Source organism: Lentzea roselyniae, from assembly GCF_039537795.1.
Taxonomy (GTDB): Bacteria; Actinomycetota; Actinomycetes; order Mycobacteriales; family Pseudonocardiaceae; genus Lentzea; species Lentzea atacamensis.
This window is the reverse complement of record NZ_BAABBE010000007.1, coordinates 185,349-208,713: the sequence shown is the minus strand read 5'-3', so window position 1 is coordinate 208,713 and position 23,365 is coordinate 185,349. Positions and strand designations below refer to the sequence as shown.

Genomic DNA, 23,365 nt, shown 5'->3' with positions numbered 1-23,365 from the left:
CCAGGTTAGCCTGCGGAAATGGTGCACGACGAGCCTCACGACGAGGTCACCGGTGATCGGATGAACTGGCTGCGCGCGGGAGTTCTCGGCGCGAACGACGGCATCGTCTCGACCGCCAGCCTCGTCGTGGGTGTCGCCGGCGCCACCACGGAAAAGGCTCAGATCCTCGTCGCCGGCCTCGCCGGACTCTTCGCGGGCGCGATGTCCATGGCGTCCGGCGAGTACGTGTCGGTCAGCAGCCAGCGCGACGCCGAACGCGCCCTCCTCGCCAAGGAGCGCCAGGAGCTCAAGGAAACGCCGGAGGAGGAGCTCGAGGAACTGGCCGACATCTACGAGGAGAAGGGCCTCGATCCTGACACCGCGCAGGAGGTCGCCAAACAGCTCACCAAGCACGACGCACTGGCCGCCCACGCCGAGGCCGAGCTCGGCATCGACCCGGAGGAGCTCACCAACCCCTGGGGCGCCGCCATCGCGAGCTTCATCTCGTTCACCGTCGGCGCCCTGCTCCCGCTGGCGGCGATCATCCTGAGCCCCACCAGCCTCCGCGTCCCGATCACCGTCGTCGCCGCCATCGCGACCCTCGCGCTGACCGGCTTCATCAGCGCCAGGCTGAGCGGGGCACCGCGGCAGCGCGCGATCGTCCGCAACGTCGTGGGTGGACTGATCGCCATGGGCGTCACCTACGCGATCGGCTCGCTCGTCGGCCAAAGCATCGGATGACGCCGAACTGGGTACTGCCCAGACATGAGTGAAGAACGCGGCGCCTACGTCCCGGAAGACCTCGACTACGAAGGCCTCGACGAGGACAACCTCGAGAAGGACCCGCTGGAGGAGGGCATGGACCCGCCGGAGGGCTGGGCCGAGTCCGACAAGTACGGGATGACCGAGTACGAGCAGGCCCACCCCCGGCCGCTCGACGAACGTCTCAAAGAAGAACGCGGCGAGGACGACGAGACGGGTGCATGATCGAAGCATGAGCCTCGGCATCCCGGAGAAGATCACGGCGTTGCTGTTCGACCTCGACGGCGTGCTCACCAGTACCGCGGTCCTGCACCGCAAGGCGTGGAAGCAGACGTTCGAGGGCATGGGCCAGCCGTTCAGCGAGCAGGACTACCTCGCCTACGTCGACGGCAAGCCGCGCTACGACGGCGTCCGCAGCTTCCTCGCGTCCCGCGGCCTCACGCCGTCGGAGGACGAGATCCGGCGCATCGGCGATCAGAAGAACGACCTGGTCAACCTGATCATCGACGAGGAGGGCATCACGCCCTACCCCGGTTCCGTCCGCTACCTGCAGGCCGCGCGCGAGGCCGGCGTTCCCATCGGCGTGGTCACGTCATCGGCCAACGCCATGCGCGTGCTGCGCGCGGGGAACCTGCTGGACTACGTCGACGCCCTCGTGGACGGCAACGTGATCGTCACGTCGAACCTGCGCGGCAAACCGGAACCGGACTCCTTCATCGAAGGCGCGAGAAGGCTCAAAACCTCACCGGAGAACGCCGCCGTCTACGAGGACGCGCTCGCGGGAGTCGCGGCGGGACGCAAGGGCGGCTTCGGGTTCGTCGTCGGTGTCGACCGCGGCAACCAGGCGGCAGCGCTCAAGACCAACGGCGCCGACGTGGTGGTCAACGAGCTCGACGAGCTGCTGTCATGAGCTACGCGATCGAACCGTGGCAGCTGCGCTGGCAGGGACTCGCGGTGGACCAGCTGCACCGCACCGAGTCGACGTTCGCCCTGTCGAACGGCCACATCGGTTTGCGCGGCACCCTCGACGAGGGTGAGCCGCGCGGCCTGCCCGGCACGTACCTCAACGGCTACTACGAGGAACACCAGCTGCCGTACGGGGAAGCGGGCTACGGCTACCCGGAGGCCGGCCAGACCGTCGTCAACGTGACCGACGGCAAGATCATCCGGCTGCTGGTCGAGGACGAGCCGCTGGACATGCGCTACGGCAACGCGATAGAGCACGAACGCGTCCTCGACTTCCGCTCCGGCACACTGCGCCGCCGCACGCTCTGGGAGTCGCCGACCGGCCGGCGCGTGATCGTGCGCAGCGAGCGGCTCGTGTCGTTCACGCAACGCGCGGTCGCCGCGATCCGGTACGAGGTCGAGCCGATGGACGACGTGCAGCTCGTCGTCCAGTCCGACCTGCTGGCCAACGAGCCGACCATCCACCGCACCAACGATCCCCGCGTCGCCGCCGCGCTGGAGTCGCCGCTGGTCAACGACTTCACGATGGCCGAGAAGACGCGGGCCGTGCTGTGCCACCACACCAAGGTGTCCGGTCTGCGCATGGCCGCCGCGATGGACCACGAGGTCGGCATCGCGGGAGGGCCGGACATCCGCACGGACATCCGGGCAGAAGCCGATCTCGCCCGCTTCACCGCGGCCGTCGACGTGAGCGCGGGCAGCTGCCTGAAGCTCTCCAAGTACCTCGGTTACGGCTGGTCCGGCAAACGCTCCACACCCGCGCTGCGCGCCCAGGTCGAAGCAGCCCTCGCGGGAGCGCTGCAGACCGGCTGGGAGGGGCTGCTGAAGGAGCAGCGGGACTTCCTCGACGACTTCTGGCAGGTCGCCGACATCGAGATCGAGGGCGACGACGAGCTGCAGCAGGCGATCAGGTTCGCGTTGTTCCACATCCTGCAGGCCGGTGCGCGTGGTGAAACCCGTGCCATCCCGGGGAAAGGCCTCACCGGGCCCGGCTACGACGGCCACGCCTTCTGGGACACCGAGATGTTCGTGCTCCCGGTCCTCACCTACACGGTGCCCGACGCGGCCCGCGACGCGCTGCGGTGGCGGCACTCCACATTGGACAAGGCTCGCGACCGCGCGAAGGTGCTGGGGCTCAAGGGCGCCGCGTTCCCGTGGCGTTCGATCAACGGCGCCGAGTGCTCGGCCTACTGGCCGGCGGGCACGGCGGCCTTCCACGTCTCCGGCGACGTCGCCTACGCCACCCAGCAGTACCTCAACGCCACCGGCGACGAGGACTTCGCCCGCGACGAGGCCACCGAGATCCTGGTGGAGACAGCACGTCTGTGGACTTCGCTCGGACACCACGACCGGCACGACGGGTTCCGCATCGACGGCGTCACCGGCCCGGACGAGTACTCGGCGATCGTCGACAACAACGTCTACACCAACCTGATCGCCCAGCAGAACCTGCGCGCCGCCGCCGACGCCGCGGAACGCCACCCGGACAAGGCGAACGCCACCGAGGACGAGATCGCGGCCTGGCGCCGCGCCGCCGACGCGATGGCGATTCCCTACGACGAGATGCTCGAGGTGCATCCGCAGGCGGACAACTGGACCAAGCACGCGGAGTGGGACTTCGAGAACACCCCGCAGGACAAGTACCCGCTGCTGCTGCACTTCCCGTACTTCGACCTGTACCGCCGCCAAGTGGTGAAGCAGGCGGACCTCGTGCTCGCCATGCACGTGCGCGGCGACGTGTTCACCGCGGAGGAGAAGGCCCGCAACTTCGCCTACTACGAGGCCCGCACCGTGCGCGACTCGTCGTTGTCGGCGGGCACGCAGGCCGTGCTGGCCGCGGAGGTCGGCCACCTGGACCTCGCGTACGACTACCTCGTCGAGGCCGCGTTCACCGACCTGCACGACCTGCACGAGAACGTCAACAACGGCCTGCACATGGCGTCGCTAGCGGGCGCGTGGATGGCTTTGGTGGCCGGGTTCGGCGGCATGCGCGACCACGGCGGCGAGCTCACGTTCGCGCCACGGCTGCCGGCCTCGCTCACCCGGTTCTCGTTCCGGATGGCGTTCCGGGGCATTAGGATCTCCATCGACGTGTGCGAGACCGAGGCCACCTACCGGATCGTGGACGGCACCGAGCTCAGGACCAGGCATCACGGCGAGCCGATCACGATCACGGCGGGCAACGCGGTGACCGTGCCGATCCCGAAGGCTCCCGAGCTCGACCGGCCGGAGCTGCCGTTCGGCCGGGAGCCGCGCAGGCACTAACCGAGTTCCAGCACCACCTTCACGTCGCCGGGCCGCTGCTCGAACGCCTCCGCGTACGACTCCAGCGGCACCCGGCGAGTGATCATCGCCGACAGCCAGGCGTCGTCCGCTCGCTCCAGCACCGCCGACGCCTCCTGGTAGTGCCGCACGTTCGCGTTGACCGTGCCGAACACGATCCCGTTGCGCAGCACCATGTCCCGGTTCGCCTGCCCGAGGTCCACCGGCACGACCTCCGTGGACGGCACGCCCGTCAGGCACACCAGGTCCCGCCCGAGCAACTGCGCGACGAGCTTCGGCGCGCCAGTCGCCTCGATCACGACGCGGTGGTCGGGCAGCTCGCGGTGATAGGTCGCGCCCAGCGACTCCACCAGATCAGGCTTCGGCCCGGACGACGCGAGATCGAACACGTGCACGTCCAGTCCACGTTGGACCCCGATCAACGCCGCCAGCAGACCGATCGGCCCTGCGCCGGTGACCAGCACGCTGTCGAACGGGAACAGCGCCAGCCGGTCCAGGCGTTCCCACGCCTTCACCACCACCGAGGCCGGTTCCACCAGCACACCGGTCGACGAACCGACGCCGACGGCGTACGCGGCCGGGACCGTCCACAACGTCGAGCCGTACCCGTCGATGCCGGTGATGCCGCGCTCGGTGTACCGCCCGTTGCGACAGTCGTCGAACTCCCCGCGCGCACACGCCGCGCACGGCACCGGATCCGGCCGCCGCACCACCCCGGCCACCAGGGAGCCGGGCTCGAACCCCGGCCCGCTGATCACCCGTCCCAGCGACTCGTGTCCGATCACGAGAGTCCCGCCGGTGCCGAACTCGCCGCGCACGATCTCGCGGTCCGTCCCGCAGATGCCGATCGCGACACCCTCGACCAGCAACTCCTCTGGTCCAGGCACCGGATCGGGTAGTTCGGTCAACGACAGGGAACCGGCTCGTGCAAGATCCACCGTAAGCGCGCGCATGAGAACCATTCTTGACATATCAACACGATCACGCTGACCATGGGAGCGCTCTCACGAACCCTGTCTCAGTGAGGAGATAGTCGATGCGCAAGCTCCTGTGGCTGGCAGCATCGGCCCTATTAGGGCTGACAACGTTGTCTGCACCCGTGCAAGCAGCTCCACCCAACCTGCTCCCGCTCACCGTCACGAACAACTCCGGCCGCGGCGACGCGGTTCACCTGTACGTGTTCGGCGAGATGGGCGGCCGGCTCGGCTACGTGAACGCCAGCGGGCAGTTCACCCCCTGGTCCGGCGGGACGATCCCTCCATCGCCCGCACCGGACGTCTCGATTCCCGGCCCCGGCAACGGTGGTAGCCGGACCCTGCAGATCCCGATCAACCTCGCCGGTGGCCGCCTCTACATGTCCTTCCGGGACAAGCTGAAGTTCTTCCTGGTGCCGGGAGGCCTGGTGCAGCCGGCGCCGTGGGCGGCGGGCGACCCGAACCGCGACATCCTGTTCGACTGGAGCGAGTTCACCTACAACGGCGGCGGGTTGTGGCTGAACAGCTCCCAGGTGGACATGTTCTCGGTTCCGCACGCGGTCGAGGCGACGTCCCAGGCGGGTGCCACCAAGCGGACCGGCCAGCTCGTCTCCGGCGGCCGCAACCGCATCTTCGACCAGCACCAGCAGCTGGGCGGCGACTGGGCGCGGTTGATCTACACGAGGCCTGACGGCACGCGGCTGCGCGTGCTGAACCCGAGCAAGGGCCTCGACGCGGGCGTGTTCTCGAGCTCGTACTTCCAGAACTACGTCAGCAGCACGTGGTCGACCTACGCGAACACGCCGCTGACCGTCGTTCCGTACCGCAACGAGCCGAACCGGAAGTTCACCGGCCGCACCAGTGGTGGCGTCCTCAACTTCACCAACACGGCCGGCCAGCAGGTCGCGTCGTTCCAGCAGCCGTCGACGCGGGACATCTTCAACTGCGACGGACGGCTCGCGGCCCCGAACAACGACGTCGGCGCGATCTCGCGCTCGCTGTGCGCCGCGCTCAACCGCTCGACGCTCGGGTACCTCCACACCCAGCCGACGTACAACGCCGCCGAGTTCTACACCCGCTCGACCACCAACCACTACTCGAAGATCGTGCACGCCAACATGGTCGACGGGAAGGCGTACGGGTTCGCGTTCGACGACGTCGGCGCCTTCGAGTCACTTGTCCACGAACCCAACCCGCGTTCGGCAAAAGTCACGCTAACCGCATTCTGAACCGAACCATTCTTGCTTTTGATCGACTTTCACTCCACTGTGTGAGGCGCCGTCGCCGCGGCTCTCACACAGTGGAGTCGTTGTGTGCGTACGGGTCCTGCTGGTCGAAGACGACGAGCGAATCCGGCAGGCGCTGAGCCTCGCCTTGTCCGACGAGGGTTTCACGATTGACGAGGCGGGTTCGGGTGAAGAGGCGTTACCGCGTTTGGAGACCGAGCGGTTCGACGTGGTGCTGGTCGACCTCACACTGCCGGGTGTCGACGGCCTGGAGGTCGTGCGGACCCTCAGGGCACGCGGTGACCTGCCCATCATCGTGGTCACAGCCCGCACGGACGCCCGTGACGTGATCGCCGGGCTGGAGGCCGGTGCGGACGACTACGTCACGAAACCGTTGATGGCGAGCGTTCTCGCGGCGCGGATCCGCGCGTTGTTGCGCAGGCGCGGACCAGGGCGGGAAACAGTTCAGATCGGCGATCTGGAAATCCGTCCGCAGGAAGGCCTTGTGCACCGAGCGGGGGAACGCGTTCACCTCACCAGGACGGAATTCCGGCTGCTGCTGGAACTCGCTGGTGCGGCCGGCCGAATCGTCACCAGGGAGCAGTTGCTGCAAAAGGTTTGGGGATATGACTACTTTGGTGACACTCGACTGCTCGACGTGCACATAAGGAGACTGCGGCGCAAGGTCGAAGCCAATCCGGACGACCCGGCTCTGGTGCTCACCGTGCGCGGTGCCGGCTATCGGATCCGCTCGTGAGACTCACGCTGCGCTGCCGGGTGACCCTCTCGTTCGGCTTCGGCCTGCTGGTCGTGACGAGCGTGCTGGCGTTCGCGACGTGGAACCTCGCCTCTGGCTACATGCTGCGGCAGCGGGAGGCGAGCGCGACGCGCCAGGCAGAGGTGAACGTGCGGCTGGTCGAGAAGTCGCTGTCCTCGCCGGGACTCGACGAGCTGCTCACCGGGCTCACCACGGGCCCCGACTCGTCGATCCTGGTGCTGAGCCCCGATGGTCTGGTGACCGCTGGGCGCAAGGTCGAACCGTCGCAGCTGCCCCCCGAGCTCGTGCGGCACCCACCCGGCCGGGCGCGGCTCACCGTGGACGGCCAGCCCGTCATCGCGGTGGCGAGACCCGTGGCGGGCAACGCGGTCTACGTCGAGCTGTTCCCGCTGCAGCAGCTCGACCGCACGTCCGGGTTCCTCAGCGCGGTGCTGATCGCGGGCACGATCGGGTCGGCGCTGCTCGGGGCCGCACTGGGCTCGTGGGCGTCGAAACGGGCCCTGAAACCGCTGGCGGAGCTCAGCTCCGCCGCGGGCAGGATCGCCGGTGGCGATCTCCGCGCCCGGCTGCCCGACCAGGACGACCCGGATCTGGCGGCACTGGCGGCGAAGTTCAACTCGACGGCGAGCGCGCTGGAGCAACGGGCGTTGCGAGACGCCCGGTTCGCCTCGGACGTGTCGCACGAGCTTCGCTCTCCGCTGACGACGATGGTCAACGCGGGCGCGGTGCTCCGCAGGCGGCGCGAGCACCTGCCGGGAACCGCGGGAACCGCCCTGGAGCTGCTCACCTCCGAGGTCGACAGGTTCGCGCGCATGGTCGTGGACCTGCTGGAGATCTCGCGGGACGACCAGACCGACGACTACGAACCCGAGGAGCTCGACCTGAGCGCCCTGGTGCGCAACGTGGTCGCCACGCGCTGGCGGGCGGTGCCGGTGTCGGCGTCCCCAGTGCGGGTGCGAGGTGACCGTCGGCGGCTGGACCGCGTGCTGGCCAACCTGATGGAGAACGCCGAACGGCACGCGGACGGAGCGACGTGCGTGGCGGTGCGCCAGTCCGGCGACGTGGCGCGCGTCGAGGTCGAGGACGACGGTCCCGGCGTGCCGGAGGCGTTGCGGGAGCAGATCTTCGAGCGGTTCGCGCGGGGCAAGCCCGGTAGCCGTGGCGGTGACACGGGCAGCGGACTCGGGCTCGCCCTGGTCCGCGAGCACGTGCACCGCCACCACGGCCGCGTCTGGGTGGAGGACCGCTTCCCGCGTGGAGCACGGTTCGTGGTGGAACTTCCAGCTATTACGAAGTCCTGACGTCATCGCCCTCGGCAGCGCGCTGACCCTGCGCGTGGTCCTACGGTCGAGAGATGCGAGTACTGATCACCGGCGGAGCTGGGTTCATCGGGTCGCACGTCGCGGACGAGCTGGCCGCGCAGGGCCACGAATGCGTGCTGCTGGACGCGTTGCTGCCCGAGGCCCACGGCATTGTTCCCACGTTGGACCACGAACTTGTCATCGGCGATGTGACCTCACCTCACGTGCTGCAGCCGCTGCTGTCCACTGTGGACGCCGTGTGCCACCAGGCGGCGATGGTCGGGCACGGCGTCGATCCGTTCGACGCGCCTTCCTACGCGCGCCACAACGACCTCGGCACGGCGGTGTTGCTGGCCGAGATGTACAGAGCGAAGGTGTCGCGGCTGGTGCTGGCGTCGTCGATGGTCGTGTACGGCGAGGGGAGGTACCGCTGCCTGTCGCACGGCGTCGTACGAGCCGAGCGCACGGCGGCCGACCTCGCCCGCGGTGCCTACGAACCGCGGTGTTTCTGCGGCGACTTCGTCGTGTCGGAGCTGGTGCCGGAGGACGCTCCGCTGGAGCCGCGCAGCACCTACGCCGCGACGAAGCTGGCGCAGGAACACCTGGCGGCGGCGTGGGCGCGGCAGACCGGCGGCAGCGTGTGGGCGTTGCGGTACCACAACGTCTACGGCCCTCGGATGCCGCGCGACACCCCTTACGCCGGTGTGGCGTCGATCTTCCGCTCCGCGTTGCAGAACGGCTTGGCGCCGCGCGTGATGGAGGACGGGCGGCAGCGCCGTGACTTCGTGCACGTCACCGATGTGGCGCGGGCCAACGTCCTCGCCCTGGAGTCGCCGCGGCCGGCGTTCGAGGCCGTGAACGTGTGCTCCGGCTCGCCGCACACGATCGGTGAGCTGGCCTTCGCGCTGGCCGACGCGTGCGACGGACCGACGCCGGAGATCGTCGGCGGTGCCCGGCCCGGCGACGTGCGGCACGTCGTCGCGTCGCCGGCCAAGGCGCTGGACGTGCTGGGCTTCGAGGCCGAGGTGGACTTCGCCATGGGTGTGCGGGCGTTCGCGTCCGCGTCGCAGCGGGAGTCCATCACCAGTTCGTGAGCACGAGGTGGTTCACCGCCAGTGCTGTGACGGCCTGCGCGGTGAGCCACCTCCTGTCGAGCTTCGCGGTGCCGGCGAGGAGCCAGACCGCGAACGGCAGCCAGATCCGTTCGGTCTCGGCCTTGCTCAGCCCGGACAGGTCGGCGGCCAGGATCGCGATGCCCGCCGCGATGATCCACTTGTCCTTGCGCAGCCCCCTGACTCCGGCGGGGCCGATGACCAGTGCCAGTGCCGCGAGGTTCGCCCACACCCAGTACCAGTACGGCCGGACGTCGCCGATGCCCTGGTAGTAGCGGATCTTGACGAGCTCGTAGCCGTCGAGCCACCAGAAGCCGCTCACCGCGAACGCCGCCACGACCGCGAGCGCGCCCGCGAGAGCCCAGCCGATCCGGCGGCCGATGGCGCCGAACCGGTCGCCCTGACGCCAGAGCGCGGCGATCGCGAGCGGGGCGAGCAGCACCAGGCCGTACGACAGGAAGAGGCACCAGCCCAGCACGATCCCGCCCAGCAGCGGCCACCTGGTGAGCAGGTAGATCCCGACGGCCGCGACACCCATGAACATGCCGTCCGCCGACGCCCCCACCCAGATCGCGCCGGGGAACAGCACCAGGAACGGCAGGACCGCGTTGTCGCCGATGGCTTTGGGAATCGCGACGACGGCGAGCGATCCGACCAGGACGCAGAAGATCGACGCCACCGTTCCTCCGCCGAGCCCGACGCGGTCGAGCGAGACGAACGTGAGCAGCGCGCCTGGCGGGTGCCCGGAGACGTGCGTGGTCCACGAGTCCGGCTGGAAGTCCAGGATGCGCTGGGTGAACCCGGTGAGCATGGCGGGGATGTCGGTGACGCCGGGAACCTCGTGCAGGTACTCGTCCACGGTGGTGAGCCTGGTGACGAACCTGTCCCAGCCGTCGATCATCGCGAGCGAGAAGGTCCACAGCGTCGCCGTCACGTACGCGATCGGCAGCGCGAACCGGTGCTGGGCGAGCTCTGGCCCTTTGGCGACGACCAGGAACGCGATCAGAAGCGCGGCGGGAGTGCCGGGGCCGACGTGCGGCTGCCAGTCACCGAAGATCGGTGGCGCGGAGGCGAAGAGGAGGCCTGGGTGGTGGGCGTTGACGATCAGGCCGACGATGACGGCTGCCGCGACGAGCAGCCCGGCGATGGCTATACGCACCGCGCCCAACCTAGGGGTTCTCACGAGTGCCCGCAGACCACGCAAGACAATCGTAAGAACTCTTTCGTGCGTCACAATTCCGTAAGCACCACAACACTTTCCGATGGTCCAGGGTGGACACATGGATGTCGTGTTGCCCTGCCTGGACGAGGCCGCCGCACTACCCGCGGTCCTCGCCTCCCTGCCTCGCGGATACCGCGCGATCGTCGTCGACAACGGCTCGACCGACGGCTCTCCTTCAGTGGCCGAGTCCTGTGGCGCCCTGGTCGTGCACGAACCACGACGCGGCTACGGCGCCGCCGTGCACACCGGCCTGCTCGCGGCCACTTCCGACCTCGTGGCGTTCGCGGACGCCGACGGCTCGCTCGACCTGGGTGAGCTGCCGGCGATGGCGACGCTGATGCCCGGCGCCGACCTGGTGGTGGGCCGGCGGGTGCCGGTCAGCGCGGGCGTGTGGCCTTGGCACGCGCGGGCCGGCAACGCCGTGATCGCCGGCTTGTTGCGCCGCCGCGGCCTCGACGTGCACGACATCGCGCCACTGCGGGTGTGCCGGCGCTCGGCGTTGCTGGAGTTGAACGTGCAGGACCGGGCGTTCGGCTATCCACTGGAACTGCTGGTCCGCGCCGCGTTGTCCGGCTGGCGCGTGCGCGAGGTCGCCGTGACCTACGGACCCCGGGCGGCCGGGACGCGGTCCAAGGTGTCGGGTTCGGTGCGCGGCACGCTGCGGGCGGCTCGCGACATGGCGGGGGTGCTGCGATGAGGTTCTGCCTGCTGGTCATGGCCAAGTCACCGGTGCCCGGCCAGGTGAAGACACGGCTGTGCCCGCCCCTGACGCCGGAGGAAGCAGCGGACGTGGCGGCGGCGTCGTTGCTCGACACGCTCTCAGCCGCGCTGGCCACACCCGGCGCGGTGCCGGTGGTGGCGCTGGCGGGCTCGGTGCGGCGCGACGACGTCCGTGACGCGCTGGCGGAGTGCGTGGTCATCCCGCAGCGGGGCTGGACGTTCGCGGATCGCCTGGTGCACGCACACGCGGACGTCGCGCGGTTCGGGCTGCCGGTGCTGCAGATCGGGATGGACACGCCGCAGGTGACGCCGTCGCTGCTGGAGTCGTGCGCGGAATTCGAGGAGGCGGCGCTCGGGTTCGCGCTGGACGGCGGATGGTGGGCGCTCGGGTTGCGGGACCCGCTGCGGGCGGAGGTGCTGCGGGACGTGCCGATGTCGCGGGCGGACACGGGCGTGCGAACGCTGACCGCGCTGCTGGGGATGAAGGTGCGGACGCTGCCGATTCTGTCCGATGTGGACACGATGGTGGATGCTCGCGCGGTCGCCGCTCAGGTACCGGGTGGGCGGTTCGCCGCGACGCTGACCGAGATCGCGGCGGTGCGCCGATGATGTTCGACCAGGCCCTGCAGGGTCACCCCAGCTGGCTCGACCTCGCCGGCACCAGCCCCCGCGAGCTCTCCGTCGCCCGCTGGCAGGCCGACGCCGACGAGGGCGACGAGATCCTCCTCGACGCCTGCACCGGCCCCACCCTCGACGTCGGCTGCGGCCCCGGCCGCCTCGTCGCCGCCCTCCTCGCCCGCAACGTCCAGGCGCTCGGCATCGACGTCTCCCCCGTCGCCATCCGCCGCACCACCGAACGCGGCGGCGTCGCCATCCGCCGCGACGTGTTCGACCTCCTGCCCGGCGAAGGCCGCTGGCACCACCTGCTGCTCGCCGACGGCAACATCGGCATCGGCGGCAATCCGGCCGCACTCCTGCGTCGCGCCAGGCAACTGTTGCGCCCCAGCGGAACCGTCGTCGTCGAGGTCGAGCAGCCGGGCTCCGGCCTCACGATCGGCCAGGCCCGGGTGCGCACCGGGGGCACGCTGGGCAAGTGGTTCCCGTGGGCCTGGAGCGACGCGGAGTCCCTCACCGCCGACGGGTTCTTCCTGCTGTGGCAGGCCGAACGCGCCGGCCGCTGGTTCGCGTGCTGGGAGCGGCTGTGAAGCTTCCCGACAAAGCACCGACGTTCAAGGCACCCGCCCACCACACCGGCGTGACCAGCCGAGTGGGTACATGGCTCGGCATCACGTTCGGACTGTGCTTCGTCACCGGGCTGCTCAGCCACGGCGTGCAGCACGACTGGCCGTGGCCGACCCGGCCGGTCGACCTCTACCGGGTCACGCAGGGCGTGCACGTGATCTCCGGGGTCGCGTCGATCCCGTTGCTGCTGGCCAAGTTGTGGAGCGTCTACCCGAAGCTGTTCGAGCGGCCGCTGGTGAAGAACGTGCCGCACGCGCTGGAACGCGGCTCGATCTTCGTGCTGATCGCGGCGTCGTTCTTCGAGCTGGTGACCGGGCTGTTCAACGCGGCGCAGAACTACCCGTGGTCGTTCTACTTCCCCACCGCGCACTACGCGGTCGCGTGGATCGCCATCGGTGCCCTGCTCCTCCACATCGCGGTGAAGATCCCCGTCGTCCGGCGCTCGCTCGAACCGGAGTCCACCGAGAAGACGATCCTGTCCCGCCGGGCTTTCCTGCGCGCCACCGCGTTGACCACGGGTGTCGCGGTCGTCGCGACGGCAGGTGTCACGGTGCCGTGGCTTCGCAAGATCTCAGTGCTGGCCTGGCGATCGGACGGCGAGCTTCCGGTCAACCGGACGGCGAAGGCCGCGAACATCGTGGTGCCACCGGACTGGCGACTGAAGGTGAACGACAAGAGCTACTCGCTGGCGGAGCTCAGAGCGATGCCGCAGACGACCGTCGAGCTGCCCATCGCGTGCGTCGAGGGGTGGAGCCAGAACGCCACGTGGACCGGCGTGCGGATCTCCGAGCTGGTGACGGGAGGTGACGTGCGGGTGGAGTCGTTGGAGAAGGACGGGCTGTACCGGGCGACCACGCTGCCCGAGGCGTTCGCCCGGGACCCGCTGACGTTGCTCGCGCTGAGGCTCGACGGTGAGGAGCTCACCCCGGACCACGGTTATCCCTGCCGGCTCATCGCACCGAACCGGCCTGGCGTGCTGCAGACGAAGTGGGTCACGTCGTTGGAGGTCCTGTGAGAATCCTGCTGGGCGCAACAGGCGTAGGGCTGGCCGCGTGGGGTGCCTGGCTCCTGCTCCCCCAGATCACCGTCGAACTGCTGATCTGGCTCGGCGGCGGCGTCGTCCTCCACGACTTCCTCATCGCCCCGCTGGTCGGCGCCTCCGGACTGATCGTCAAACGAGCGTCCATCGGCATCGGCCTCATGATCTCCGGCGTCGTCACGCTGCTCGCGGTCCCGTTGTTGTGGCGCGCGCAAAGCGGGCCGGTCAACCCCGGCCTGCACGACCGCGACTACCCCACCGGAGTCGCGGTCGTGCTGGCCATCACCTGGGCCGTCGTGGCCCTATACGAGGTCGCGGCGCACCTTCAGCAGCGTCGCCGCTCCCAGGAACACCACCACGTAGCCAACGAGGAACAGGGCAGCGGTGGTTCCACCGAGGTCGGTCAGCACGCCGGGAGCGCCGGATCCGCCGACCGCGCCGGCCAGGTTGCCGGCCGAGCCACCGGGCAGGACCTTCGTCAGCGACTCGACCGGCCCGAGCAGCGAGCCGACACCGCGCAGCAGGTTCTCGGTGACGATCGCCCACATCAGCCCGAGGCCGACGGCCAGCGCGGGTCCCTTGGTGACCACGCCGAGGAACACGCCGAACCCCGTCCACATGGCGGCGATCAGCAGTGACGCGGCCAGCGGCTCGAGCACGCCGGCGCCCGGCAGGCTCCAGTCCCAGCCCTCCACCGAGGCCACCGTGATCGCCGCGCCGAGGTTGACGACGAACGTCAACGCGACCAGCAGCACCACGATGATCGCCAGCGCACCCAGCGTGCCCGCCATGGCGGAGATCCGGCGCGGGCCGGCGGTCAGAGTCGTCTTCCAGGTGCCCCAGCCGTATCCGCTGCCCACCGCCAGCGCGGCGAGCACCAGGATGATCGCGCCGCCGAACATCGGCAGGCCGCGCACGACGGCCGCGCCCACGTTCTCCGGCTGCATCGCGCTGATCAGCTGCTGCTGCGAAAGATCACGGGTGTTCGTGCCGCCGTTCAGAGCCAGGTAGTTGAACAGGTAGCCGAACGTCAGCGTCATCACCAGCCAGACGCCGATCAGCACCCACGTCGCCGGCCACTTCCACAGCCGCAGCAGCTCCGCCTTGACGCTGCCCATCACGCCACTCCCGTCATCTCGAAGAAGACCTCTTCCAGCGTCCGGCGCAGTGGCCGGACCTCCTGCACGTCCACGTCGGCGTGGACGAGCGTCCGCACCAGCGAACCGGCATCCGTCTCGCGCACGTGCAACACATCGCCGTGCAACGAGCTGCCCTCGATCAGCACGTGCGCCTTCTCGATCGGGTCGGCGCGGATCAGCAGCACGGTGTCGCCGCGCAGCTGCTCGACCGTGCTCTCGGCGACCAGCCGGCCCCGGGAGATCACGCCGACCCGGTCGCAGATCTCCTCGACCTCGCCGAGCAGGTGGCTCGACAGCAGCACCGTCTGGCCCTGGGCCGCGAGCGCGCGCACCAGATCGCGCATGTCGGCCATGCCCGCCGGGTCGAGGCCGTTGGTCGGCTCGTCCAGGATCAGCAGCTCCGGCTGGCCGAGCAGCGCCGCGGCGACGCCCAGCCGTTGCTTCATGCCGAGCGAGTACCGGCGGAACTTCTCGTTCGCGGCGCCCACGAGGTCGACCTGTTCCAGCGCGGCCTCGACGTGCGGCTTGCCCACGCCGCGGCGAGCCGCGTGCACGCGCAGGTTGTCGCGGCCGGACAGGTACGGGTAGAAACCCGGTCCCTCGATCAGGGAACCGACCTTCAGCAACGCCCTGGGGGTGCCCGGCGCCTCGCCGAGCACGGAGGCGGTGCCGCTGGTGGGCCGCACGAGCCCCAGCAGCATGCGGATCGTGGTCGTCTTGCCCGCGCCGTTGGGACCGAGGAACCCGTAGACCTCGCCCCGCCGCACGGACAGACTGACCTCGTCCACCACGGCGCGGTCGCCGTAGCGCTTCGTCAGCTTCTCCGTCGTCACGATCATGGCTTCAACACTGGGCCGTGGAGAGCGCCAGGTCGTCCGCTGCGGAGCGTCATGAAGATACGCACATCTGCGTACGCCCCCGGTCGTATCGTCGGCACCATGCAGCTCAGGATCAAGTGGCAGGACGTGACGCTCACAGTGGCGCTGCTGTTCTTCGGCCTCGCGGGCACGCGGTTCGCCGCACGTCTGCAGGGCGCGGAGCAACTCGACGTTCTCGCCTACCTGCTCATCACGGTGGCGGCCACGGGTCTGCTGTTCCGCTCGGTCCGTCCGCTGTGGACGTTCGCGATGACGACCGCCGCCATCGCGGTGTACCTGGCGCTGGGTTACCCGTTCGGGCCGATCCTGGTCAGTGGTGTCGCCGCCATGTACGCGGTGGCGATGTACGCGAGCATCGAGCTGGCCGCCGGGTGCGCCCTGCTGTACGCGCTGGTCATCCTGCCGTGGTGGAACGACTCGGTGACGTCGTGGATCACCTGGTCGGCCGGCTGGATCCTGCTGCCCGCCGCGGCGGGTGTGCTGATGAAGCTGCGCAGGAAGTCCGTTGTGGACGTTCGTGAGCGGGCGGTCATCTCCGAACGGCTGCGGCTCGCGCAGGAGGTCCACGACGTCGTCGGCCACGGGCTGTCCGTCATCGCGATGCAGGCGGGCGTGGCGTTGTACGTGCTGGACTCCGATCCCGCGAAGGCGCGCGCCTCACTGGAGGCGATCCGCGACACGTCGAGGGAAGCGCTCGACGGCCTGCGGTCCGAACTGGACACCCTGCGCGGCTCGGCTCCGCTGCGGCCCACGATCTCGCTCGCCGACGTCCCTGCGCTGGCGGCGCGGATGCGCGAGGCGGGGCTCGAGGTCTCGGTCGAGCTCGACGACGTCGAGCTGCCCGGCAACCTGCAGCTGGGCGTCTACCGGATCGTGCAGGAGTCGCTGACCAACGTGCTGCGCCACGCCTCCCCCGGCGTCACCGCGTCCGTGCGGGTGTACGCCGTGCGTGGCGAGCTGGTCGTCGAGATCGCCGACACCGGCACACCGGGTCCGTTCACCGAAGGCCACGGCGTCACCGGCATGCGGATGCGCGCCGAGTCGTTCGGCGGCACCCTGGAGGCAGGTCCGCGAAACGACGGATTCGCGGTGATCGCCCGGATACCGTTGCCGTCATGATTCGCGTGGTGGTGGCCGACGACCAGCCGCTGGTCCGGATGGGACTGCGGACGTTGATCGAGACCGAGGACGGCGTGCAGTTCGCCGGCGAGGCCGCCGACGGGCGTGAGGCGCTGTCGCTGATCCAGTCCATCAAGCCGGAAGTGGTGTTCCTCGACATCCGGATGCCGCTGATGGACGGGCTCGAAGTGCTGCGCCGCGTCTCGGCCGATCCCGCCTGCGCGGAGGTCAGGATCGTCATGCTCACGACGTTCGACCTCGACGAGTACGTCTTCGAGGCGCTGCGGACCGGCGCGTCCGGGTTCCTGGTGAAGGACTCCGACCCGACCGACCTGCTGCGCGCCGTGCACGTGGTGGCCGACGGCGGATCGCTGCTCTCGCCGTCCGTGACGCGCCGGGTGATCGACCGGTTCGCGTCCGGCGCGTCGGCGAGGCCCGTACCGCACCTCGACAAGCTGACCGAACGCGAGCGGGAGATCATGCGGCACGTCGCGTCCGGTGCCTCCAACGACGAGATCGCCGCGACGCTGGTGATCTCGCCCGCGACCGTGCGGACGCACGTGTCGCGGGCGATGGTGAAGCTGGGCGCGCGAGACCGCGCCCAGCTCGTCGTCTTCGCCGTCCAGTCAGGCCTGACGTGACTCGAACGCGGCCTTGAGGCCCTGCGCCACCGAGTCCGGGATCGAGTCGTAGTCGCGCGGCGGCTGCGGGTCGTACTCGATGCCGACCTGCACCGCCTGCGCGGCCATCTCGCCGAACTCGGCCTCGACCAGCCGCAGCGCCATGTCGATGCCCGCCGACACGCCCGCCCCGCTCACGACCTTGCCGTCGAACACCACCCGATCGGTCGACACCTCTACGCCGCGCACCTCCAGGTCCTCGCGGGCGGCCCAGTGCGTCGTCGCCTTCGACACCAGCCCGGCCTCCGCGAGCAACGTCGACCCCGTGCACACCGACGTCGTCCACTTCGTGGTCGGGTGCACCTCGCGCAGCCACTCGACGATGCCGCCGGAGTCCTTCAGCAGCTCACGCCAGTGGCTGGAGCCCGGCACCACCACGATGTCCGTCGACTTCAGCGTGTCGAACGTGTCGGTCGGCACCACGGACAGCCCGTTGTCCGACTTCACCGGGCCGAGCGTCGCGGCGACGAACCGCGGCGAGACGCCCGGCATCGAGGCGAGCACGTCGTACGGGCCGACGAAGTCGAGCGCGGTCATGTTCGGGTAGAGCACGAAAGTGACGTCCATCAGGCAACCCCAGTTGTCCGGAAACGGGCGCGGTAGCTGCCCGGCGACACGCCGAGCACGCGCAGGAAGGCCCGGCGCAGGGTCTCGGCGGAGCCGAACCCCGATTCGCGGGCGACGAGGTCCAACGAGTCGCCGGTGCTCGCCAGCCGGTCGGCTGCGGCCTCGACGCGGGCTCGTTCGACGTACTGAGCGGGCGAGATGCCCACGTTGCGCGAGAAGACGCGCGCGAAGTGCCGCACGCTCATCATCGCCTTGCGCGCCATCACGGGCACCGTCCACTCACGGGTCGGATCGGCGTGGATGTCGTCGAGCAACGCCCTCAGGGAGCCGTCCGACACCGGCCGCGACCGGGTGTGCACGCTGAACTGCGACTGGCCGCCCGAACGCTGCAGGAAGACGACCAGGTACTGCGCGATCCTGCGGGCGAGCGCCGGGCCGTGGTCCTGCTCGACCATGGCGAGCGAGAGGTCGATACCCGCCGTCACGCCCGCCGACGTGGCGACCCGCCCGTCACAGACGAAGATCGCGTCCGGCTCGACCTCGACCCCGCGGTTCTCCAGCTCGCCGGTGAACGCCCAGTGCGTGGTCGCCTTCTTGCCCTTGAGCAGCCCCGCGCCGGCCAGCACCACGGCACCCGTGCACACACCCGCGACGCGCCGCGACTTGAGCGCGAGCCGCCGCAGGTTGGTCGTGAGCACCGCGTCCGCCGCGGCCTCGTCGTACCCCCAGCCGCCGACGACCAGCAGCGTGTCGATCTCGCGGTCGAGCGTGCGCAGGTCCGCTCCCGCCTCGATCCGCACCCCAGCGGTCGCGGTGAACGGACCGCCCCCGAGCGTGGCCAGCGTGACGCGGTACCGCTCGCGGCCGTGGTTCGCTGCTTGGAACACCTCTACGGGCCCCGCCAGATCCAGCAACGCCGTGCGGTCGTAACCGACCACAACAATTTCCCTCAGATTCCCCACACCTCCACTTTCCTCATCCGCGCTGGTGGCGGCAACGCCAGATCCCCCTCGCATTCGGCCACGCCGGTAAAGTGGCCCGCGATGCGCAAAGTTCTGCCCCTCGCGGTGATCGGCCTGCTCACGATCCTGCTGGTCGTGAGCGACCACCCGTTCCCACCGCCCTCAGACCCGGATCGCGAGTCCAGGACCGCGGTCGTGGCGCTCGGCGACAGCACGATGTCCGGCGAGGGTGCCGGCAGCTACGAGCCCGGCACCAACGGCGAGGACGGCGGCAACTGGTGCCACCGCTCGACCGAGGCGTCGATCATGAAGGCCAGGATCGAGGCGGACCAGAAGATAAACCTGGCCTGTTCCGGCGCGAACTCGGACAAGCTGCGCAACGAGCAGCTGCCCCAGCTGCGCAGGATCGCCGGAGCGAACCGGGTCACCGCGATCGTCGTGGCCATCGGCGCGAACGACGACCCGCGCTTCTCCGAGATCCTCAACAAGTGCTTCGAGGCGTGGGGCAAGCGCAGCGACTGCACGTCGGCCGCGGCGCCGGAGTGGACCAAGCGCGTGCGGCGGATGGTGCCCAAGGTCGCGAACACGCTCAGCGCCATCCGCCAGACGATGCGCGACTCCGGCTACCTCGACTCCGACTACCAGCTGGTCGTGCAGTCGTACGCGGCGCCGGTCACGCCGAAGATGCCCCGCTCGCTGCAGAACCTCTCCGGCTGCCCGCTGCGCACCAGCGACCTGGAGTGGGTCGTCGAGGAGGCGGTGCCGGAGCTGTCGAACGGGCTGCGCACCGCCGCGGAGAAGGTCAACGCCCGGTTCCTGGACCTGTCGCGCGCCGGTGAGGGGCGCGAGGCGTGCGCGGCCAAGCCGGAGACCGAGTGGTTCACGCGGCTGACGGTCGACTGGGACGGCTTGAAGAACGAGAAGCGTTCCTCACACGCGCTGCAGGAGTCGTTCCACCCCAACGCCCTCGGTCACCAGCAGTTCGGCCGGTGCCTCACCGAGTTCCTCGCGACGGACAAGCGCGACGGCGCGTGCGTGCAGCGGCTGGACGGGTCGCTCGGCCTCAGCACGGAGAGCTGAGCCAGCGCTTCACCTCGGACCGCGGCCAGCCGGGATCACCGTCGTGCGCGAACCTCGCCCACGCGCACGCGATGTCGCCGCGGAACATGTCGGGGACGTCCGCGCCGTGATGCGCCGGCGTCCTGGCGTAGATCGACCGGAACGCCCGCCCGTGCTCGCCCGCCAGCCGCGTCGTGGGCCGCTGGAACAGCTCGGGGTCCTCGTCCGCCGTGTGGCACACCAGCAGATCCACGTCGTACGGGCCTTCCAGCGGTGAACGCGGCAGCGTGCCGCCGTCCACGATCGGCTGGTACAGCACGACTTCCGGGTCCGCGGCCCGCTGCACCTCGACGGCTTCGCCGGGGGTGAAGAACCGCCCGGCCAGGCTGTGCGCGATCGCCTTGTGGAACAGGCCTTTCGCCGCCGGCATCACCATCAGGCTCGCGACGGTCTGCGCCCCCGACGACTGCCCGGCGACCGTGACGTTGCCCGGGTCTCCGCCGTACCGCGCGATGTTGCGCTGGATCCACCTCAGCGCCGACACGACGTCGAGCAGCCCGCGGTTGTGCGGAAACCCCTCCAGGGCGCCGTAGCCGTCGACCGCGAGCCGGTAGTTGCAGCTGACGAAGACGATGCCGTGGCGCGCGAGGACGTCACCCGCGTACTCCGGCTGCGCCGATGAGCCGACGGTGTTCGCACCACCGTGGACCCACAGGAGAACCGGCGCTCCGAACTCCACCGTGGACCACACGTTCAGGGTGTGCGAGTCGCCGAACTCGCCGGCCGGCTCGCCGTCGCAGTCCACCGGTGGGCAGAAGCGCAGCGAGCCGGTCGCGGGTTCGGCGTAACGGATGCCGAGGTGAGGCCTCAAGCCTCCACCGACACCTGGTGCGACGGCAGGACCCGCAGGTTCGCCGCCGCCCGTTCGAGCTGCGAGAGAACGCTCGGCCGCAGCGCCGCGATCTCCTGGTCCGCCGCGGCACCGGCCATCTCCTGCATCAGCACCTGCTGCGGGTGATCACCCTCGGCCTCGGCGACCGCCAGCACGCGGAAAGCCGTGCCGGGCGGGAAGAGCACGCGTTCCTCGGTGGCCACGGCGACGCGGTCGGCCACCTCGACCCGGCGGCCGGTGACCGACCACAGCAGGTACTCGGTGGCGCCCTCGATGCGCTGGACCGGGTTCGCGATGGCGTCGAGCAGGCCGTGTTCCACCAGTACGTCGCCGGAGCGATAGCGGCGAGGGCCGGTCGGGCCGCTGGCGCCCCACACCGTCGCCACGCCGTTGTGCACCGGCAGGCGGTTCAGGCCCGACACGATGCACGCCACGTACGGGCGGAGGCGGCCGAGGCGGCCCATGCGGAGCGTGTCGACGACCATTTCCTCGTCCTGCGACACGCACGCCAGCAACGCGGTGAGGTCGGTGACCATGGCCTCGAACGCGGCCGGGTCCTCCTCCGCGTCCGGACGCTGCGCGAGCAGGCGGCAGACGGTCGCCGCGTGCACGCCGTAACGCTCGCCCAGTGCCCGCCGGACGGCGTCGCGTTCCATGTCCGAGCTCGCGTGGTCCGGGAGGACCGTCTCGCGCTCTCCGTTGCTCTGAGCCGGAACCTCCCAGGAGGCCAGCGGCTGCGGCGGCAACGGGCCGTCCACCCGGAACCGGACGGCGGCCGCGTCCGGGTCGGACGACGGGAACGCCGCCTCTTCGGCGTCCGCCACGTCCTGCGCCGACACCGTGACGGTGGCGGGCTCGGCGGGCGGCATGCCGGCGTAGGCGGGCTCGGGTTCGACCGGGGTGACAGCGGTGAAGAAGCCGGTGCCGTTGTCCGACGAGTCCCGCGCCGACAACGCCTGCGCGGCCGCACCCAGTGCCGCCGCGATCGCCGCCGGGTTGCCGGTCGTCTGCGTGCCGAACGAAGGCGCGGCGTGGGCGGGTGCGGCGTGCTGAGGAGCAGGCGGAGGCGGTGGCGTGGGCGGCGACACCGTGGCGTCGCAGAACACGACACGCAGCAACTTGCGCACCTCGGGCTCAAGGCGTTCCACGAGAGCAGCGCCGTGCACCGCGACCGCACCGGGCGTGGTGCGGCCAGGCGTGCCCACGGTCAGACGCGCCCACTCCGGGTCAACGGGCTGAGAGCGCACCTCGGCCGCGTTGTACGGCTCGTCGTGCTCACGCACCCACAAACCGGAGGGCACGACCTCGAGCACAACACCGTCGCCGAGAGAGAACACACCGGGCTCGACTTCGGAGAGCCCCTGCACGGGCGAGCGGTAGCCGGAAACGGCGGGCACCGTCTCGTGCGGCGAGCACTGCACCTCGGTCACGAACGGCCGCCACGTCTGCTGCCCGCGCGGGTCGACCGCGATCACCGCGGGCCCGCCCGTGCGCAGGTTGCCCACCGGCAGGCCGGTGAACATCGAGATCGGCTCGCCCAGCTGGTCGGCGACGAGCTGCCCGAGACCGGCGTCGACGCCGTACGGCACCAGCCGCACGCGCGACCTGGCCGCCTGCGGCAGCGCGGTCAGCAACCGGCACACCTCGTCCGTCGGGATCGACGACTGGCCGGGGCCACCGACGACGACGGTCAGCACGTTCTCGCGGCACGGCAGCGCCACGATCGGACGCGAGTCCTGGGCTGCCGGATCGAACGGCGGCTGCTGAGCGCGCAGCCACAACCCGGCGGGAATCGGCTCGGAGATGCCGATCTCGCCGGTCGGCCACGGCGAGTTCGGGTCCATCGCCTCCCACTGCGGCACCGGGAAGCGGCGGCCGAACGGCATCGGCGACGCGTTCGGCTGGAACCGCACCCAGCTGCCGTAGCCCTGGGTGCCCACCACGAACGCGGCGCCCGGCACGGTGGTCAGCACGCCGTCCGGCGCCACGACCTCGGCCTGGAGTTGCTCGGCCAGCCACTGCGCGGGCGCGGTGGGGCGCATCGTGCCCGCGTGCGACACCGCGAGCCGGATCGGGCCGCGACCGCCGAGAGCGGTCACGACGTGAGGCCAGAAAGTGCTCTGGTCGCCGCTCGGGAAGTCGACCACGACCACGGTGCGGCCTCGGTCGACAGGAAGGGTGCGGGCGAGGCCGGACGCGGCCTGGCTCGGTCCTTCCGGAGCGGACACGACGAGCGTCGCGCCGACGAAGTTCGCCGCGAACGGCGTTCTCTGCGGCAATGGCTCCGGCGGCGGCGATGCTGCCGGGGGCTGCTCGACGGGTTGCAGAGCCGTGTTCGTGGAGTGCCCCGAACTCTGGGTCTGCGTTTGCTGGTCGCCGTGGGCGGCGGCACGTCGGCCCATCAAGCGCCTGATCACCTCCGTGCCATCCCGTTCACTCGCCCTTTCGGCTTAATCGGGCAACGG

23 protein-coding genes are annotated in these 23,365 nt (G+C 70.1%); 15 read left to right on the top strand and 8 right to left on the bottom strand.

The window, feature by feature from the left end; genetic code table 11:
• The first annotated feature begins 18 nt into the window (after positions 1 to 18).
• Genes ABFX45_RS14960 through ABFX45_RS14945 form a run of 4 tightly spaced genes read left to right on the top strand, consistent with a single transcriptional unit; the run spans position 19 to position 3,972 of the window.
• Positions 19 to 720 carry a VIT1/CCC1 transporter family protein gene (locus ABFX45_RS14960; protein WP_346130397.1) on the top strand — a complete coding sequence of 234 codons (702 nt, stop codon included), beginning with the start codon at positions 19 to 21 and terminating at the stop codon, positions 718 to 720.
• A 24-nt stretch (positions 721 to 744) separates the two neighbouring features.
• The gene (locus ABFX45_RS14955) at positions 745 to 966 is read left to right on the top strand and encodes a hypothetical protein (RefSeq protein ID WP_109636027.1); all 222 of its coding nucleotides are present in this window, start codon (positions 745 to 747) and stop codon (positions 964 to 966) included.
• A 7-nt stretch (positions 967 to 973) separates the two neighbouring features.
• Positions 974 to 1,651, top strand: coding sequence for an HAD family hydrolase (locus ABFX45_RS14950; RefSeq protein WP_346130394.1), 678 nt, complete (start codon positions 974 to 976; stop codon positions 1,649 to 1,651).
• The gene (locus ABFX45_RS14945) at positions 1,648 to 3,972 is read left to right on the top strand and encodes a glycoside hydrolase family 65 protein (protein ID WP_346130392.1); all 2,325 of its coding nucleotides are present in this window, start codon (positions 1,648 to 1,650) and stop codon (positions 3,970 to 3,972) included. Before ABFX45_RS14950 ends, ABFX45_RS14945 begins: the two co-directional genes overlap by 4 nt.
• Here the strand turns inward: ABFX45_RS14945 and ABFX45_RS14940 are convergent.
• Positions 3,969 to 4,943, bottom strand: coding sequence for an alcohol dehydrogenase catalytic domain-containing protein (locus tag ABFX45_RS14940; RefSeq protein ID WP_109636470.1), 975 nt, complete (start codon positions 4,941 to 4,943; stop codon positions 3,969 to 3,971). The two genes, ABFX45_RS14945 and ABFX45_RS14940, sit on opposite strands and share 4 nt — an antisense overlap.
• A 146-nt stretch (positions 4,944 to 5,089) precedes the next feature.
• Between ABFX45_RS14940 and ABFX45_RS14935 the strand changes: the two genes are divergently transcribed.
• From ABFX45_RS14935 to ABFX45_RS14920, 4 genes are all read left to right on the top strand, one after another.
• Entirely contained in the window at positions 5,090 to 6,193 is a 1,104-nt protein-coding gene (locus ABFX45_RS14935) for a beta-1,3-glucanase family protein (RefSeq protein ID WP_346130390.1), read from the top strand.
• Between the two features lie 82 nt (positions 6,194 to 6,275).
• Positions 6,276 to 6,947, top strand: coding sequence for a response regulator transcription factor (locus tag ABFX45_RS14930; protein WP_109636017.1), 672 nt, complete (start codon positions 6,276 to 6,278; stop codon positions 6,945 to 6,947).
• Positions 6,944 to 8,269, top strand: a complete 1,326-nt coding sequence (locus tag ABFX45_RS14925; RefSeq protein ID WP_346130387.1) for a sensor histidine kinase — start codon at positions 6,944 to 6,946, stop codon at positions 8,267 to 8,269. The genes ABFX45_RS14930 and ABFX45_RS14925 overlap by 4 nt, the downstream gene beginning before the upstream one ends.
• Before the next feature lie 53 nt (positions 8,270 to 8,322).
• Positions 8,323 to 9,363 carry an NAD-dependent epimerase/dehydratase family protein gene (locus ABFX45_RS14920; RefSeq protein ID WP_346130385.1) on the top strand — a complete coding sequence of 347 codons (1,041 nt, stop codon included), beginning with the start codon at positions 8,323 to 8,325 and terminating at the stop codon, positions 9,361 to 9,363.
• On the opposite strand, the gene ABFX45_RS14915 is transcribed toward ABFX45_RS14920, so the two are convergent.
• Positions 9,350 to 10,540, bottom strand: a complete 1,191-nt coding sequence (locus ABFX45_RS14915) for a hypothetical protein (RefSeq protein ID WP_346130383.1) — start codon at positions 10,538 to 10,540, stop codon at positions 9,350 to 9,352. The two genes, ABFX45_RS14920 and ABFX45_RS14915, sit on opposite strands and share 14 nt — an antisense overlap.
• A gap of 121 nt (positions 10,541 to 10,661) precedes the next feature.
• Here ABFX45_RS14915 and ABFX45_RS14910 point away from each other — a divergent pair, with 121 nt between their 5' ends.
• From ABFX45_RS14910 to ABFX45_RS14895, 4 genes are read left to right on the top strand one after another with little or no spacing between them, the layout of a single operon-like run.
• Positions 10,662 to 11,300, top strand: coding sequence for a glycosyltransferase family 2 protein (locus ABFX45_RS14910; protein WP_346130381.1), 639 nt, complete (start codon positions 10,662 to 10,664; stop codon positions 11,298 to 11,300).
• On the top strand, positions 11,297 to 11,932 hold the full coding sequence (locus ABFX45_RS14905) for a TIGR04282 family arsenosugar biosynthesis glycosyltransferase (RefSeq protein ID WP_109636004.1): 636 nt from the start codon (positions 11,297 to 11,299) through the stop codon (positions 11,930 to 11,932). Before ABFX45_RS14910 ends, ABFX45_RS14905 begins: the two co-directional genes overlap by 4 nt.
• Positions 11,929 to 12,528 carry a methyltransferase gene (locus ABFX45_RS14900; protein ID WP_112225988.1) on the top strand — a complete coding sequence of 200 codons (600 nt, stop codon included), beginning with the start codon at positions 11,929 to 11,931 and terminating at the stop codon, positions 12,526 to 12,528. The genes ABFX45_RS14905 and ABFX45_RS14900 overlap by 4 nt, the downstream gene beginning before the upstream one ends.
• The gene (locus ABFX45_RS14895) at positions 12,525 to 13,580 is read left to right on the top strand and encodes a molybdopterin-dependent oxidoreductase (protein ID WP_112226320.1); all 1,056 of its coding nucleotides are present in this window, start codon (positions 12,525 to 12,527) and stop codon (positions 13,578 to 13,580) included. Before ABFX45_RS14900 ends, ABFX45_RS14895 begins: the two co-directional genes overlap by 4 nt.
• A 326-nt stretch (positions 13,581 to 13,906) precedes the next feature.
• Here ABFX45_RS14895 and ABFX45_RS14890 read toward each other — a convergent pair whose 3' ends face one another.
• Together ABFX45_RS14890 and ABFX45_RS14885 are read right to left on the bottom strand one after the other, a co-directional pair.
• Positions 13,907 to 14,722 carry an ABC-2 transporter permease gene (locus ABFX45_RS14890; RefSeq protein WP_112225989.1) on the bottom strand — a complete coding sequence of 272 codons (816 nt, stop codon included), beginning with the start codon at positions 14,720 to 14,722 and terminating at the stop codon, positions 13,907 to 13,909.
• The gene (locus ABFX45_RS14885; RefSeq protein WP_109635994.1) at positions 14,722 to 15,582 is read right to left on the bottom strand and encodes an ABC transporter ATP-binding protein; all 861 of its coding nucleotides are present in this window, start codon (positions 15,580 to 15,582) and stop codon (positions 14,722 to 14,724) included. The genes ABFX45_RS14890 and ABFX45_RS14885 overlap by 1 nt, the downstream gene beginning before the upstream one ends.
• A gap of 99 nt (positions 15,583 to 15,681) precedes the next feature.
• Here ABFX45_RS14885 and ABFX45_RS14880 point away from each other — a divergent pair, with 99 nt between their 5' ends.
• Positions 15,682 to 16,740, top strand: coding sequence for a sensor histidine kinase (locus tag ABFX45_RS14880; protein WP_346130377.1), 1,059 nt, complete (start codon positions 15,682 to 15,684; stop codon positions 16,738 to 16,740).
• Positions 16,737 to 17,381, top strand: a complete 645-nt coding sequence (locus tag ABFX45_RS14875; RefSeq protein ID WP_109635989.1) for a response regulator — start codon at positions 16,737 to 16,739, stop codon at positions 17,379 to 17,381. Before ABFX45_RS14880 ends, ABFX45_RS14875 begins: the two co-directional genes overlap by 4 nt.
• Here ABFX45_RS14875 and ABFX45_RS14870 read toward each other — a convergent pair.
• Together ABFX45_RS14870 and ABFX45_RS14865 are read right to left on the bottom strand one after the other, a co-directional pair.
• Positions 17,367 to 17,987: a DJ-1/PfpI family protein gene (locus ABFX45_RS14870; RefSeq protein ID WP_109635987.1), complete on the bottom strand. Its 621-nt coding sequence runs from the start codon at positions 17,985 to 17,987 to the stop codon at positions 17,367 to 17,369. The two genes, ABFX45_RS14875 and ABFX45_RS14870, sit on opposite strands and share 15 nt — an antisense overlap.
• Positions 17,987 to 18,949 carry a GlxA family transcriptional regulator gene (locus tag ABFX45_RS14865; RefSeq protein WP_233439445.1) on the bottom strand — a complete coding sequence of 321 codons (963 nt, stop codon included), beginning with the start codon at positions 18,947 to 18,949 and terminating at the stop codon, positions 17,987 to 17,989. Before ABFX45_RS14865 ends, ABFX45_RS14870 begins: the two co-directional genes overlap by 1 nt.
• An 81-nt stretch (positions 18,950 to 19,030) precedes the next feature.
• Between ABFX45_RS14865 and ABFX45_RS14860 the strand changes: the two genes are divergently transcribed.
• A complete protein-coding gene (locus ABFX45_RS14860) occupies positions 19,031 to 20,029 on the top strand; it encodes a GDSL-type esterase/lipase family protein (protein ID WP_109635982.1) in 999 nt (332 codons plus the stop codon).
• Here the strand turns inward: ABFX45_RS14860 and ABFX45_RS14855 are convergent.
• Both ABFX45_RS14855 and ABFX45_RS14850 read right to left on the bottom strand, forming a co-directional pair.
• The gene (locus ABFX45_RS14855) at positions 20,013 to 20,879 is read right to left on the bottom strand and encodes a carboxylesterase family protein (RefSeq protein ID WP_109635980.1); all 867 of its coding nucleotides are present in this window, start codon (positions 20,877 to 20,879) and stop codon (positions 20,013 to 20,015) included. The two genes, ABFX45_RS14860 and ABFX45_RS14855, sit on opposite strands and share 17 nt — an antisense overlap.
• Positions 20,876 to 23,302, bottom strand: coding sequence for a hypothetical protein (locus tag ABFX45_RS14850; protein WP_211337274.1), 2,427 nt, complete (start codon positions 23,300 to 23,302; stop codon positions 20,876 to 20,878). Before ABFX45_RS14850 ends, ABFX45_RS14855 begins: the two co-directional genes overlap by 4 nt.
• Positions 23,303 to 23,365 lie beyond the last annotated feature (63 nt).